Origin of the sequence: Streptomyces sp. NBC_00539 (genome assembly GCF_036346105.1) — a bacterium.
Taxonomy (GTDB): domain Bacteria; phylum Actinomycetota; class Actinomycetes; order Streptomycetales; family Streptomycetaceae; genus Streptomyces.
This window is the reverse complement of the sequence record NZ_CP107811.1, coordinates 6,341,176-6,353,266: the sequence shown is the minus strand read 5'-3', so window position 1 is coordinate 6,353,266 and position 12,091 is coordinate 6,341,176. Positions and strand designations below refer to the sequence as shown.

Here is a 12,091-nt window from a genome sequence, read left to right as displayed (position 1 = left end):
CCACTACTCCTTGCTCGTCGAACGGTCCGTCGGCTGCTCGCCTGCCCCGGCCGCCGCGCGGCATGCGGACGCGGACGAATGCTCCGCACGGCGGAATTCGGCGTTGATGCGCTGGGCCTCGGCGAGCTGGTCTTCGAGGATCACGATCCGGCAGGCCGCCTCGATGGGAGTACCGGCGTCCACGAGTTCACGGGCGCGGGCGGCGATCCGCAGCTGGTAGCGGGAGTACCGGCGATGGCCGCCCTGCGAGCGCAGCGGGGTGATCAGCCGGGCCTCGCCGATCGCCCGGAGGAAGCCGGGGGTGGTACCGAGCATCTCGGCGGCCCTGCCCATGGTGAAGGCGGGGTAGTCGTCGTCGTCAAGACGCCCGAGAGGGTTCTCTGCTGTCACTTTCACCTCTGCATACGGCAAATACGTCGAAGGGCCCGGATGCCGTACGGCACCGGGGCCCCGAGGGAATTCAACACCATCCGCCGGGCCGCCGATGTCTGCTGCGGTCAGCACGGATTTCGACGTTCACCTGAACGAGCTGGTCGCCTCGGCGCCGGGGAACCTTCCGGCACGGCCCGGCCCGGCACGCGGGAGGGCGGTCCGGGCGCGCGGGAGAGCACTCGTGCGCCCGCGGGCGAAGATGGTCACATGGCTGACACCTTCACCACACGCACCCTGCAACTCACGACGGGTTCCGCCGAGACGGTCCACGACCTGACCGACGCCTGCGCGCAGTTCCTGCGCGAGGCCGCACGGGGGCGGGACGGGCTGCTCAACGTGTTCACCCCGCACGCGACGGCCGGACTTGCGGTGATCGAGACGGGCGCCGGCAGCGACGACGACCTCCTCGAGACGCTGCGTACGCTGCTGCCCGCCGACGACCGCTGGCGGCACCGGCACGGCTCTCCCGGACACGGCCGCGACCACGTGCTGCCCGCGTTCGTGCCGCCGCACGCCACACTGCCGGTGGTCGGCGGCGAGCTGGCGCTGGGCACCTGGCAGTCGGTGGTCCTGGTGGACACCAACCGCGACAACCCGCACCGGACCGTGCGGCTCTCCTTCCTGGGCTGACGGGGCGGTGCGGTAACGGCGGGACCCCCGCCGGGTCAGTCGTGCAGCCGGGCGGTGCCCAGCCGGCTGACCATGGCGGGGTCGCGGTGGTCGAAGAAGAGCGAGCGCCCGGTGTCCATGGCGGCGATGCGCGCCATCTCCTCCTCGGTGAGCGCGAAGTCGAACACGTCGAAGTTCTCGGCCATCCGGTCGGCGCGGACGGACTTCGGGATCACGACGACTTCCCGCTGGACGAGCCAGCGGAGCACGACCTGTGGCACCGACTTTCCGTGTTCCTTCGCGATGTCACCGAGGACGGGGTGGGTGAAGAGGTTGTTGCGGCCTTCGGCGAACGGTCCCCACGACTCGATCTGCACTCCGCGCTCGCGCATGAGTTCTTGTTCGGCCGTGCGCTGGAAGAAGGGGTGGGTCTCCACCTGGTTCACGGCGGGAGCGACCTCGTTGTGGTCGATGAGGTCGATGAGCCGGTCGGGGTAGAAGTTGGAGACCCCGATCGCCCTCACCCGGCCCTCCCGGTAGAGCTTCTGCAGGGCGCGCCAGGAGCCGTAGACGTCGCCGAAGGGCTGGTGGATCAGGTACAGGTCGAGGTGGTCGAGGCCGAGCCGGCGCAGCGAGGTGTCGAAGGCACGGCGGGCGTTGTCCTCGCCGGCGTCCTGGATCCAGAGCTTGGTCGTGACGAACAGTTCCTCACGCGGGATGCCGCTGCTCCTGATCGCCTTGCCGACGGCCTCCTCGTTCAGGTAGGCGGCCGCCGTGTCGAGCAGCCGGTACCCGACGGCGAGCGCCTCGCTGACGGCCCGTTCGGTCTGCTCCGGCGGGATCTGGTAGACGCCGAAGCCGAGGATCGGCATCGCGACGCCGTTGTTCAGGGTGACGGTCTGCATGGGACTTCCTTCCTGCGGGGGCCCGGGCCGGTCGGACGCCCCCACGGCACAGCGGGCGCCATCCGGCGCCCACTGTGCCACCGGGTCCCGGCCGCCGCCGTTCACGGCGCGACCGGGCGCGGCGGAAGGTGACCGTTGCGGGGTCAGCCCTCGATGCGGTGCTGGGTCCAGAAGGAGGTCAGGTCCGTGGTCGTGGCGGCCTGGGCGGCCGCCTTGAACTCGGCGGTGGTCGAGACGCCGTACCAGTGCGAGGTGGCGTAGTCCTTGAGCAGCTTGGCCATGACGCTGTCACCGAGGACGCGCCGCAGGTCGTGCAGGGCGCACTTGCCGTAGCCGTAGATGACGGTGGAGTAGCGGGACGAGTGGGTGTCCCAGTAGGCCATCGGATTGGTGATCTTCTCCGCGGTCGACGCCCACGAGACGCTGCTCCAGCAGTTGGTGCCCGTCTTGTTCAGCGCCAGGTCGGTGGCGTAGTCGGTGAACGCCTCGTCGAGCCAGGGGCTGTTGTACTCGTCGTCGCCGACGATGCCGTACCACCACTGGTGGCCGATCTCGTGGGTGAGCGCCGTGGTGCTGACCAGGTCGAGGACGAACCCGGGGTATTCCATGCCGCCGAACCAGTAGTTGTTGTCGATCACCGCGTCCAGTTCGCCGTACGGGTAGGCGCCGAACCTCGCGGCGTGGGCGTCCACGGCGGACTTGGCGGTGGTGAGCATCGACTGCGAGTCGGCGGAGCTGATGCCGGAGACGGAGTAGACGTTGACCGGGGTGCCGCCGGGCGAGGTGCCCGAGATCTTGGTGAAGGGACCGGCCGCCCAGGCGAAGTCGCGGACCTTGGAGGCGGTGGCGGTGGTGACCGTGCGGCCGCTGGAGCCGGGGGTGTCCACCGAGGTACCGGTGGCCGGGACCAGGAGGGTGCTGGGGTGGTCGAGGGTCACGCGGAAGTCGGAGGCGAGGGAGTAGAACGACTCGCCGTTGTTGGTGTACGGGTCCAGGTGCCAGCCGGCCGCGTCCTTGACCGCGAGCACGGGCAGGGCGTTGCCGATGAAGTTGAACGCCCCGTCGTGGCCGAAGCGGTCGGCCCCGCTGGGTACGGTGATGCCCAGGTCGAAGCCGATCGTGGCGCTCTGGCCCTGTGCCAGCGGCGTGGGCAGGGCGATCTGGAGGGCGGTGCAGCCGACCGAGAGCGCGCCCGCGGTGCCACCGGTGACGTTGGTGACGGTGATCGGCATGGCGGAGCAGGTGCCGTGGTAGTTGTCCCAGAGCCTCAGGTACACCTCGTTCAGAGCGGTGGCCGAGGCGTTGGTGAAGGTCGCGCTCTGGTGGCCGGTCCAGACGGTGCCGCTCGTGTTGCTGCTGAGGCTGACGGTGTACGAGGGTGAGGCCGGTGTGCGCGTGGGATCGCCGGGCGGGGTCGTTGCGCCGGAGGTGTCGAGGGCGACGTCGTCGATGACGAAGCTGGTCTGGAGGCTGGAGTCCTCCGTGCCGGTGAAGGCGACGGTCACGGTCTGCCCGGCGAACGCCGAGACGTCGAAGGACTTCTGGACGTACCCGGTGTTCTTGTCGAGGTTCGAGTAGGTCGCGAGCGTCGTGCTGCCGATCTTCGCCGTCAGCTTGTCGTACTTCGTCGACGTGGTCGTCTCGGCGGTGTCGATGTGCAGCCAGAACGTGAGGTTGGCCGTGCTGCATCCGGCGGGGATCGTGACGCTCTGGGAGAGCGTGTCGGTGTGCGTGGAGCCGACGCCGTTCAGCCAGGCGAAGGTCGTGCCCGTGTGGGCGCTCTGGCCCGTGCGGCTGGTGATCACGCTGGTGGAGGACTGGCTCCAGGGCGAAGTGCCGCCCTCGAAACCGCCGTTGACGACGACCTGGGCCGGGGTGCAGGCGGCGGCGCGGGGGGCGGCGGACGGCGTCGCCGCCGCCGCGGGGGTGGTGCCGAGCGAGGCGGCGGCCAGCGCGGCGACCGCGAGCACGGTCGTGGCGAAGGCCTTGTGGGGGGTCGATCTCACGCGGAACTCCTTTGGGCGGCCGGGATCCCGGCCTGCTCGGTGACCGCTCGACCGGCTGGGTGGGCCGGTGGGCAGCCGCGGACTGCGCGCATCGCGTGCGCGATCGCTGGAGTGAGATGCCTTGCCGCGCCGCCCCGGGGTCGGGGCGGCGACTGGCGGAAGCCTGGCAGATTTGTCGGGAGCATGCCATCAGTCGCGAGTAAAAGTGTCCCCACCTTCGACCCCGCTCTCCCCCCGTCCCCTCCCCCGCGCCCTGCGCCGAGGCCATCTGGCGGACCCGCGCCGCCGTCGGGCACCATCGGTCCCTGCCGCTCGCGCCGGACGACAGGACCTGGCTCCGCCTGCAACGCCACCCCACCGTGCAAGGCCACCCGCAGGAGGCACACGCCGATGAAGCTCCGCCCGATCCTCAGCGCCCTCACCCTCGCCGTGGCCACCGTGGCCGCCCCGGGAATCGGCGTGCTGACCGGAACCACCGAGGCCTACGCGGCCACCAAGATCAGCCACGCCACGGCCACCTCGATGTTCCGCAGCTCCGGGATCACCTGGTCCTCTTCGGGAGGCTGCTCGGACCGCTACAACTCCACGTGTACGTCGTTCGAGCAGCTCAACCTGACCAGCGCCCAGGGCGCCCAGACGCTCAAGCAGGCCGCCGGCTGTGCGCTCAACATCACCGGCGGCACCGAGACCGGCCACGCCTCCGGGACGTACTCGCACTGGAACGGCTACAAGCTCGACTTCGGCAAGTCCACGTGCCTGACCAACTACGTCAAGAACACGTTCACCTACATCGGTGTTCGCGGCGACGGAGCCCTCCAGTGGAAGTCCGGCTCCGGGAACGTCTACGCCGACGAGGGCAGCCACTGGGACGTCACCTACTACAACTGCGGCGGCTGCTGACCCGCCCGGGCCCTCACACGACGAGGTCCCCGGGAGCGGCTCGCGCTCCCGGGGACCTGGGTCCGCAGCGGCGGTTCAGTCCTCGCCGAGGACGATGTGGTCCTCCGTGGTGCCCTTTTCCAGGACCGGCTCGGAACTCCCGCGGACGCTCTCCGCCGACTTGTGGCGGGCTCTCGCGTGCTCCTCGGGCTGATCGGCCGCCCGGGTCGAGTCGTTCCGGATCGTGTTGCGCACCATGTTCAGCTCCTTTTCCTCTGGCCGTGGCGGGCGGCTACGTGCCCCACCGGACCCTCCCCGCGTCTCGGACGTGGCCTCCGCTGCGCGCTGCAGCAGCACGCACCCCACACTGTGACGGCCCCCGTCCCCGTGCGCCCCCGCTGGGTGCCGAACGGGTGAACCGCGCCGGGGGCCTGGGCCGTCTCCGGAAGAGACGGCCTAAGCCGTGGCCGCGCAGTCGGGGTGGCCCCAGCTCGAACCGTGCTTGGCGATCTTGTCGCCGGCCGCGTAGGCCGTTCCGCAGGGACAGGTGCCCTTGAACTTCGCCTTGATGGTGCGGGTGCCGCGCCCCGCGGATGCCGTGCCGGATGCGGGCTCCGTGGCGGCGGCCGGCTTCCTGCGTGCGGCGGCCGTGCGGGCGGGCGAGGTACGGGCCGGGGCGGGTACCGGGATGGCGTGGTCGCCCAGAGCGGTGCCGGCGGGCCGCTGGGAGGTGGCGGCGTCGCTGGCGGCCTGGTCGGCGATGGCGTTCAGGTGGTCGCCGTCCGCGCGGTGGGCGGGGACGTAGCGGAACTCGACGTCACGCCCGGCGAGCAGGGCGTCGATGCGTTCGACGAGTTCACGGTTGGCGACAGGCTTCCCGGCCGCGGTCTTCCACCCGTTGCGCTTCCACGCGGGCAGCCACTGCGTCACCGCCTTCATGGCGTACTGGGAGTCCATGCGCACCTCGATCGCCGTGCCCGGCGCGACGGCCTCCAGCAACTTCTGCAGCGCGGTGAGCTCGCCCACGTTGTTCGTGGCCCGGCCCAGCGCGCCGGCTTCCCAGCGCTCGGGACGGCCCTGCGCGTCGCCGATGACCCAGGCCCATCCGGCAGGCCCGGGATTCCCCTTCGCCGCCCCGTCGCAGGCGGCAATGATGCGTTCAGACATCCCCCGATCATGCCCCACCGGACCCCTCACGACGGACCACTGCACGGACGGGGTGCCGGCTCCCCGCGCGTGAGACGGGGCACATTTTGCCCTTGTTTGGTGCGATCACGCCCAGCATGGTCCGTGGCCTGCCGCCTCGCTTCCGAGTGGGTACCGGGCTCCACCGCGACATCCGCTACCGGGAGTGACATGCGACGCACAGACCGTCGGACCGCCGCCAGGCGACTGGCCCTGACCTCCGCCGTCGCGGCCGCGGCCCTCGGCCTCGGCTCACTCGCCGCGGGCTCGGCGGCCGCCGAGAACGGACCCGGCGGTGCGCCGGCGGCCGGGAAGCCGGCCGGTCCCGCCCGGGCCGCGGAGCAGCAGATGTCCTCCTTCACCGTCGCGTTCCCCTCCGCCCCGTACCGCACCCACAACATCGCGCGCGCCGTGCAGCTGATCAACGGCTCCGTGGTCCGCCCCGGCGACACGTGGAGCTTCAACAAGACGGTCGGCGAGCGCACGAAGGCGAACGGTTTCGTCGACGGCATCATGATCAACGACGGCCGGTACGTGAAGTCTCTGGGCGGCGGCATCTCGGCGGTCGCGACGACGATGTTCAACGCCGTGTTCTTCGCGGGCCTGCAGCCGGTGGAGCACGGGGCCCACTCCTTCTACATCGAGCGCTATCCCGAAGGCCGCGAGGCCACGGTCGCCTGGGGCACCCTCGACCTGCGCTGGAAGAACGACTCCGGCCACCCCGTCCGCATCCGGGCCGCCTCCACCGACACGTCGGTGACCATCACCCTGCTCGGTACGAGGAAGTACGACGCGATACGCGCCACCAAGGGGCCCCGGACGAACATCACCGCGCCGGCCAAGCACACCGCCACCGGCGACTCCTGCGAGGCGCAGACCCCGCTGGAGGGCTTCGACGTCTCCGTCGACCGGGTCTTCGTCAAGGGCGGTGAAGAGCTCAAGCGCGAGACGTTCCGCACCCACTACACCCCGCGCGACGAGGTCACCTGCCTCCCGGACCCCTCGCCGACCCCGTCGGCCCCGCCGACCGCGTCAGCCTCGCCGAACCCGTCGGTCCCGCCCGCCGCGTCCGCCCCGGCCCCGCAGGGCACCCCGGCCGTCACGACGTCCGCTCCCGCGCCGAAGCGCAGCTGACCACCACCACCCGGGCGGCCGGCGCCGCCCGCCGGGCTCAGGCCGGCCGGAAGGCGGTGGCGCGCACCGTGGTGCCGCAGAGGGCGAACCCGTCGGCGTCGGCCGGGCCCAGCTGCTGCTTGATCCCGGCAAAGCCCACCACGAGCGAGGGGGCGACCGTCGGCTCGGCGCCGGAGGCGCAGTACCCCTCGGCCTCACCGAGGACCGGAGTGAACGTCAGACGGCTCACGGCCCGTCCGCCGACGGCGAGTTGCACCGCCCGCTCGGCGCCCTGCCGTTGGACGCTCAGGGGCTTGTTCCTCTCCGGAGAGCCCTGCCCGGCGAGGGCGACGGTGGGGTAGCCCTTGAGCGTGCAGGCCTTCGGTCCCTTGTTGGTCACAGTGATGGTGACCTGGGTCGAGCCCGCGGCGCTCGCCGACAGCTGACCGCCCTTGCAGGCGGGTGCGGGGGCGGCCGCCGCCGACTGGGCGCCGGTCAGCGCCCCACCCGACAGGACGGCGCCCAGCACGAGCGAGCAGCAGGCGGCGGCGGTCGCGCTCCTTCGTCCTGCACGTTTCATGGCTGTTCTCCCAGGGTGCGTCCGGAACGTCGCGCTTGCCCCCGCCTTCCAGCCTGGCACGATCCCGCGCCGCCCGCTCCCCGGTCCGGACGGTCAGCGAGTGGCCCGGCCGTACAGCACCAGGGCCCGGGACAGGGCGGCGAGGGCCACCGTGGACAGGAGCGTGCGCAGGATGTTGGTGGTGACCCAGGTCGTCTTGAACTTTTCGACGATCGAGAAGTCGGTCATCTTCGCCGCGTCGCCCGCGTCCGCCAGTTCGTTGTTCAGCGGGATGTTGACGCTGAAAGTGATCATCAGGACGACGAAGTAGAGGACCGCGCCGACGGCGACCCAGACCGCCACGTCGCGGCGTCCCTTGCGGTACTCCAGGATCGCCGACACGACCGGCAGCAGCAGCGCGACCATGAAGGCCATGCCGAACAGGGGGTTGCCGTCGATCGCGGCGTTGAAGTTCTGCATCGCGGTGACGTAGGTCCGGTCGTCCGCCTTCGCCAGACCCGGCATCACCGAGACGTCGAAGGCGAAGAACAGACCGGCCATCAGACCGAGCAGGGCGGTGGAGACGAGGAGCAGTACCGTCGCGCCCTTTCCGCGTCCCGCCGGTCCCGCGGCCGGCCCCTGCTGCTGGTGCTGCGGGGGCTGGGGCTGCTGCTGGGCGTACGGGTTGTGGACGCCGGGCTGGGGCGGGTAGGGCTGGGGGTTCCCGGCCGGATGTGTGGTCATTGGCTGCGTCCTCTTCTGGGTGCTTGTGTTGCTGCTCGCATCGGCACGGACATCGCATCGTGGCATCCACCGGGCCCCCCGGCCATGGGGTTTCGACCATCTCTCGAGCGTTCTTCGAGGGCCGGTGACGCATGCTGTTCGGTCGGACCCTTCCCGGCCGGCCCGGCGGACCGGCGCGCGGCGAGGAGGCACTCCTCCAGGAAGGCCAGTACCCGCAGGTGGTAGGCGGTCGCGGTGTGGCCGAGGCTCAGGTTGTGTCCCGAGCCGGGCAGGTGCTCCACCGTCACCGACGGCGACGCCGTCAGACGGGTGGTCATCGCCGTCAGGGTGCGGGCGTCGAGCCGCCACCACCCCTCGTGTTCGGCGAAGGTCAGCCGGACCGGGATCCGGACGCCGGGAGCCAGTTCCTCGTACTGCCGGGGCCACCAGGGCGTGTCCGCCGACTCGCGGGGCGGGACGGGTGAGAGCAGGGCGCGGCTCGCCTGGAAGGTGCCCGGCGGATAGAGGTTCAGGGGGCCCCAGTTGAGCCGGGTCGCGCCGCCGCCGAGCGTCGAGGGGAAGTGCAGGGCCTGCGGGTGGTACTCGTAGCCCACGCCGGAGGCGTCCAGGCCGAGCAGGGGGACGGACGGGGCGATCGCCGCCGTGTGCAGGGCGACCTTGCCGCCGTCGGAGTGGCCGAGGAGGAAGACCCCGGCGCCGAGCCGGTGGGTGCGGGCGTGCTCCGCGAGCGCCCGGCGCAGTGTCCTCGCCTGGTCGGGCAGGGACTGGCCGTCGGGCAGGGAGGCCGCGGAGGCTCCGTAGCCGGGGCGGTCCACGGCGAGGACGGCGTGGCCGAGGGCGGTGGCCAGGGGGACGAAGGAGTCCCAGTACCGCGCGCGCATGCCCCGGCCGTGGATCGCCAGGACCGTGGAGCGGGGGGCGCCGCCCTCGGGCAGGGCCAGGAGCCCGGAGACGGTGGTGCCCGCCGCGTCGAGGGTGAAGGGCCGGGCGGCGCCGGCCGCGGTCGCCGGGGTGCTCACCGGACCGCCAGTCCCCTGCGGGCGCCGCTCACCGCGTCCAGCCACTGGGCCGGGGATCCGCTGCGCAGCAGGGAGGTGCCGACCAGGAGGCCGCCGAAGCCGGCGTCCAGCAGGCGGGCGGCCGTCGTGGGGCCGTCTATGCCGCTCGCGCTGACCGGGCAGGGGGTGCCGGTGGCGCGGACGGCCGGCAGGAGTCCGATGCTGCGGCCGAGGTCGCCCGTATCGCGTTCGCGCGTCCTGATGTCCTTGTTGTTGACCGCGATGACGCACTCCGGGGCGTGCGGCACGGCTTCCAGCTCGGCTTCCGTGGTGATCTCGACGAAGGGGGTGAGGCCGGTCAGCAGGCACCGGTCCACCAGCTTGGCCAGGCTCGACGCCGGGAGCAGGGCGGCCGTCAGGAGTACCGCCGAAGCACCCAACTCGGCTGCTGTGCCCAGCTGTTCGGTGCGGGTGATGAAGTCCTTCTGGAGGAGGGGGAGCCGGGTCAGCGCGGCGACCTCGCGCAGCAGCGTGTTCGAGCCGCCGAACCAGCGGCCCGTCACCACGGAGACGCAGGGCGCGCCCGCGCTCTCGTACGCGCTCACGACCTGGGCCGGGGTGCGGCCGCCGAGCAGGTCGTGGCCGTGGGCGTCGCGCTGTTTCACCTCCATCACGACGGGGGTGGGGGAAGCCATGAGGGCGCGCAGGAAGGGGAAGTCGGTCCGGTCGTGGATGCTCATCGGGACGGCTCCAGGTCGGCGGGCGGGTGGGCGGGGGCGGGGCCGCCGGAGGGTGCCCCGCGCCAGGCGCGGGCCAGGGCGGTGATCTCGGGGACGCCGAAACCGCCGGTCAGCGGGGAGCGGGCCGCGGTGTCGACGTCGATCCCGTGGAAGCCCGGGGCGCGCACCACGTCCGCGTACCGGGGCGGGCTCGTCGGCTCCAGGCCCCCGGCCAGCAGGAACGGCCGGGTCATGCGGGGCAGTAGCGCCATCACGTCCGCCGGGTCGGGGGCCTGGCCGGTACTGCCGATCCGGCCGTCCTCGGTGGCCGCGTCGATGAGGAAGAGGTCGGTGCCGGCGCGTTCGTAGGCGCCGATGAGCGGCCGCTCGACGCACCCCGCGCCGCCCTGCGCGAGGTGCAGCACCTTGACGACCGCGACCTCGGGCGGGAGGGCCGCGCGCAGGGCCCGTACGGTCGCCGGCGACTGGTACGCGTGGAGCTGGATCCAGCCGACCCCCGTGCGGCGGGCGAGCTCCGTCAGTGCTCCGGCGTCGGCGAGGAAGGTGACCAGGGCCGGCAGCAGGCCGGCCGAACGGGCCGCCGCGGCGAGGCCGGTGAGCGTGTCCGCGTCCAGCTCCCGGGGGCCGCCGGGTACGCCGTGCCAGAGCCCGACGCAGTCGGCCCCGGCAGTGGCCGCGGCCTCGATGTCGCTGCGCGCCGTGGCCCCGCAGACCTTGAGCAGCGTACGGGGCGGCGATCCGCTCATCGGCCCGACCCGAGGCCCAGCATCGAGGCGATGCGGTTGTACTGGATCTCGTTGGTGCCGGAGTAGACCGTGCCGCCCACGGCGTTGCGGACGTCCTGCTCCAGCCCGTACTCGGACATGTAGCCGTGGCCGCCGAAGATCTGTACGGCCGCGAGACTGGTGGCGAGGTTGCCCTGGCTCGTGACGAGCTTGGCGATCGCGAGGTCCACGGTGACGTCCTCGCCCGCCTCCAGCTTCTCGCCCGTGTCGTAGAGCCACTTGCGGGCGCTCTCCAGCTGGATCTGCATGTCGACGATCTTGTTGGCGACCGACTGGTACGAGCCGATGGGCCGCCCGAAGGAGTGGCGGGTCTTCGCGTAGGCCACGCACCGGTCCAGCCGGTGGCGCATCTCGCCGGCGTTGACGACGAAGGAGAGGAGGACCTCCCGCTTCATGACGTGGTCCAGGACCATCAGGCCGCCGCCGACCCGGCCGAGTACCGCGCTCCTGGGCACGCGCACGTCGTCCAGGTACAGCTCGCACAGCGGCGAGGTGCGCAGTCCCATCTTCTTGCCGGGACTGCCCGTGGTGAGGCCCGGGGTGTCGCGGTCGACCAGGAACGCCGTGGTTCCGAGGGGGCCGCCGCGGGGGTGGGTGCGGGCGTAGACCACGATCACGTCCGCGATCGGGCCGTTGCTGACGAACGCCTTGCTGCCGCTCAGGACGAACGTCTCGCCGTCGCGGGTCGCCCGGGTGGTCATCGCCATCGCGTCGGAGCCGCCCTCGGCCTCGGTGATGGCGTGCGCGCCGATGGCCTCGCCCGACGCGATCAGGGGCAGGTACCGCTGTTTCTGGTCGTCGGTGCCGAAGTGTTGTACCGGGATTCCGGTCGAGCAGATCGACGTGGTGGCCGAGAAGCTCAGCCCGGAATCCCGGTTGTACTCGCCGAGGCCCTCCAGCGCGTACATGGTGGTGAGCAGTGACTGTCCGAGACCGCCGTACTGCTCCTCGAAGGGCAGCGAGAGGATTCCGGTTTCCCGCAGGAGCTTCCATTTGTCCTCGGGGAAGCGGCCCTGTTCTTCGCGTTCGATGTGATCGGCGCTCAGCGCCTCTCCCCACCGCTCCAGGCCCTCGCGCAGATCGGTCTGATCGGTGTTCCAGCGGATCACGGCGGACCCCCCTCTGAGTCGGTGGAC

14 protein-coding genes are annotated in these 12,091 nt (G+C 71.8%); 3 read left to right on the top strand and 11 right to left on the bottom strand.

All coding sequences use genetic code 11. The features are described from left to right. Positions 1-3: 3 nt before the first annotated feature. The gene (locus tag OG861_RS28720) at positions 4-390 is read right to left on the bottom strand and encodes a MerR family transcriptional regulator (protein ID WP_329192623.1); all 387 of its coding nucleotides are present in this window, start codon (positions 388-390) and stop codon (positions 4-6) included. 249 nt (positions 391-639) lie between these two features. Here OG861_RS28720 and OG861_RS28715 point away from each other — a divergent pair, with 249 nt between their 5' ends. Further along, a complete protein-coding gene (locus OG861_RS28715; protein WP_329192625.1) occupies positions 640-1,062 on the top strand; it encodes a secondary thiamine-phosphate synthase enzyme YjbQ in 423 nt (140 codons plus the stop codon). Positions 1,063-1,097: 35 nt separating this feature from the next. On the opposite strand, the gene OG861_RS28710 is transcribed toward OG861_RS28715, so the two are convergent. Further along, positions 1,098-1,946 carry an aldo/keto reductase gene (locus tag OG861_RS28710; RefSeq protein ID WP_329192627.1) on the bottom strand — a complete coding sequence of 283 codons (849 nt, stop codon included), beginning with the start codon at positions 1,944-1,946 and terminating at the stop codon, positions 1,098-1,100. Between the two features lie 143 nt (positions 1,947-2,089). After that, the gene (locus OG861_RS28705; RefSeq protein WP_329192629.1) at positions 2,090-3,952 is read right to left on the bottom strand and encodes a M1 family aminopeptidase; all 1,863 of its coding nucleotides are present in this window, start codon (positions 3,950-3,952) and stop codon (positions 2,090-2,092) included. A gap of 390 nt (positions 3,953-4,342) precedes the next feature. Here OG861_RS28705 and OG861_RS28700 point away from each other — a divergent pair, with 390 nt between their 5' ends. Next, positions 4,343-4,852, top strand: coding sequence for a hypothetical protein (locus tag OG861_RS28700; RefSeq protein ID WP_329192630.1), 510 nt, complete (start codon positions 4,343-4,345; stop codon positions 4,850-4,852). Between the two features lie 75 nt (positions 4,853-4,927). On the opposite strand, the gene OG861_RS28695 is transcribed toward OG861_RS28700, so the two are convergent. Beyond that, a complete protein-coding gene (locus tag OG861_RS28695) occupies positions 4,928-5,089 on the bottom strand; it encodes a hypothetical protein (protein WP_329192632.1) in 162 nt (53 codons plus the stop codon). 198 nt (positions 5,090-5,287) lie between these two features. Continuing rightward, complete coding sequence (locus OG861_RS28690; protein ID WP_329192636.1) at positions 5,288-5,998, bottom strand: ribonuclease H family protein; 711 nt, start codon at positions 5,996-5,998, stop codon at positions 5,288-5,290. A gap of 189 nt (positions 5,999-6,187) precedes the next feature. Here OG861_RS28690 and OG861_RS28685 point away from each other — a divergent pair, with 189 nt between their 5' ends. Continuing rightward, entirely contained in the window at positions 6,188-7,150 is a 963-nt protein-coding gene (locus tag OG861_RS28685) for a VanW family protein (RefSeq protein WP_443064465.1), read from the top strand. 37 nt (positions 7,151-7,187) lie between these two features. Here the strand turns inward: OG861_RS28685 and OG861_RS28680 are convergent, their stop codons facing one another. From OG861_RS28680 to OG861_RS28655, 6 genes are all read right to left on the bottom strand, one after another. Continuing rightward, complete coding sequence (locus OG861_RS28680) at positions 7,188-7,709, bottom strand: DUF4232 domain-containing protein (RefSeq protein ID WP_329192638.1); 522 nt, start codon at positions 7,707-7,709, stop codon at positions 7,188-7,190. Between the two features lie 93 nt (positions 7,710-7,802). Further along, positions 7,803-8,432, bottom strand: coding sequence for an anthrone oxygenase family protein (locus OG861_RS28675; RefSeq protein WP_329192640.1), 630 nt, complete (start codon positions 8,430-8,432; stop codon positions 7,803-7,805). Next, entirely contained in the window at positions 8,429-9,451 is a 1,023-nt protein-coding gene (locus OG861_RS28670) for an alpha/beta hydrolase (RefSeq protein ID WP_329192641.1), read from the bottom strand. The genes OG861_RS28675 and OG861_RS28670 overlap by 4 nt, the downstream gene beginning before the upstream one ends. Then, a complete protein-coding gene (locus tag OG861_RS28665) occupies positions 9,448-10,170 on the bottom strand; it encodes an indole-3-glycerol-phosphate synthase (RefSeq protein ID WP_329192643.1) in 723 nt (240 codons plus the stop codon). The genes OG861_RS28670 and OG861_RS28665 overlap by 4 nt, the downstream gene beginning before the upstream one ends. Further along, a complete protein-coding gene (locus OG861_RS28660; protein ID WP_329192645.1) occupies positions 10,167-10,916 on the bottom strand; it encodes a phosphoribosylanthranilate isomerase in 750 nt (249 codons plus the stop codon). The genes OG861_RS28665 and OG861_RS28660 overlap by 4 nt, the downstream gene beginning before the upstream one ends. Next, the gene (locus tag OG861_RS28655; RefSeq protein ID WP_329192647.1) at positions 10,913-12,064 is read right to left on the bottom strand and encodes an acyl-CoA dehydrogenase family protein; all 1,152 of its coding nucleotides are present in this window, start codon (positions 12,062-12,064) and stop codon (positions 10,913-10,915) included. The genes OG861_RS28660 and OG861_RS28655 overlap by 4 nt, the downstream gene beginning before the upstream one ends. Between the last annotated feature and the right edge of the window lie 27 nt (positions 12,065-12,091).

Coding starts and splice junctions, on each gene's coding strand:
- OG861_RS28675 (WP_329192640.1), bottom strand. CDS start 8,432: ATGACCACACATCCGGCCGGGAACCCCCAGCCCTACCCGCCCCAGCCC.
- OG861_RS28665 (WP_329192643.1), bottom strand. CDS start 10,170: ATGAGCATCCACGACCGGACCGACTTCCCCTTCCTGCGCGCCCTCATG.
- OG861_RS28660 (WP_329192645.1), bottom strand. CDS start 10,916: ATGAGCGGATCGCCGCCCCGTACGCTGCTCAAGGTCTGCGGGGCCACG.
- OG861_RS28710 (WP_329192627.1), bottom strand. CDS start 1,946: ATGCAGACCGTCACCCTGAACAACGGCGTCGCGATGCCGATCCTCGGC.
- OG861_RS28680 (WP_329192638.1), bottom strand. CDS start 7,709: ATGAAACGTGCAGGACGAAGGAGCGCGACCGCCGCCGCCTGCTGCTCG.
- OG861_RS28685 (WP_443064465.1), top strand. CDS start 6,188: ATGCGACGCACAGACCGTCGGACCGCCGCCAGGCGACTGGCCCTGACC.
- OG861_RS28695 (WP_329192632.1), bottom strand. CDS start 5,089: ATGGTGCGCAACACGATCCGGAACGACTCGACCCGGGCGGCCGATCAG.
- OG861_RS28700 (WP_329192630.1), top strand. CDS start 4,343: ATGAAGCTCCGCCCGATCCTCAGCGCCCTCACCCTCGCCGTGGCCACC.
- OG861_RS28690 (WP_329192636.1), bottom strand. CDS start 5,998: ATGTCTGAACGCATCATTGCCGCCTGCGACGGGGCGGCGAAGGGGAAT.
- OG861_RS28715 (WP_329192625.1), top strand. CDS start 640: ATGGCTGACACCTTCACCACACGCACCCTGCAACTCACGACGGGTTCC.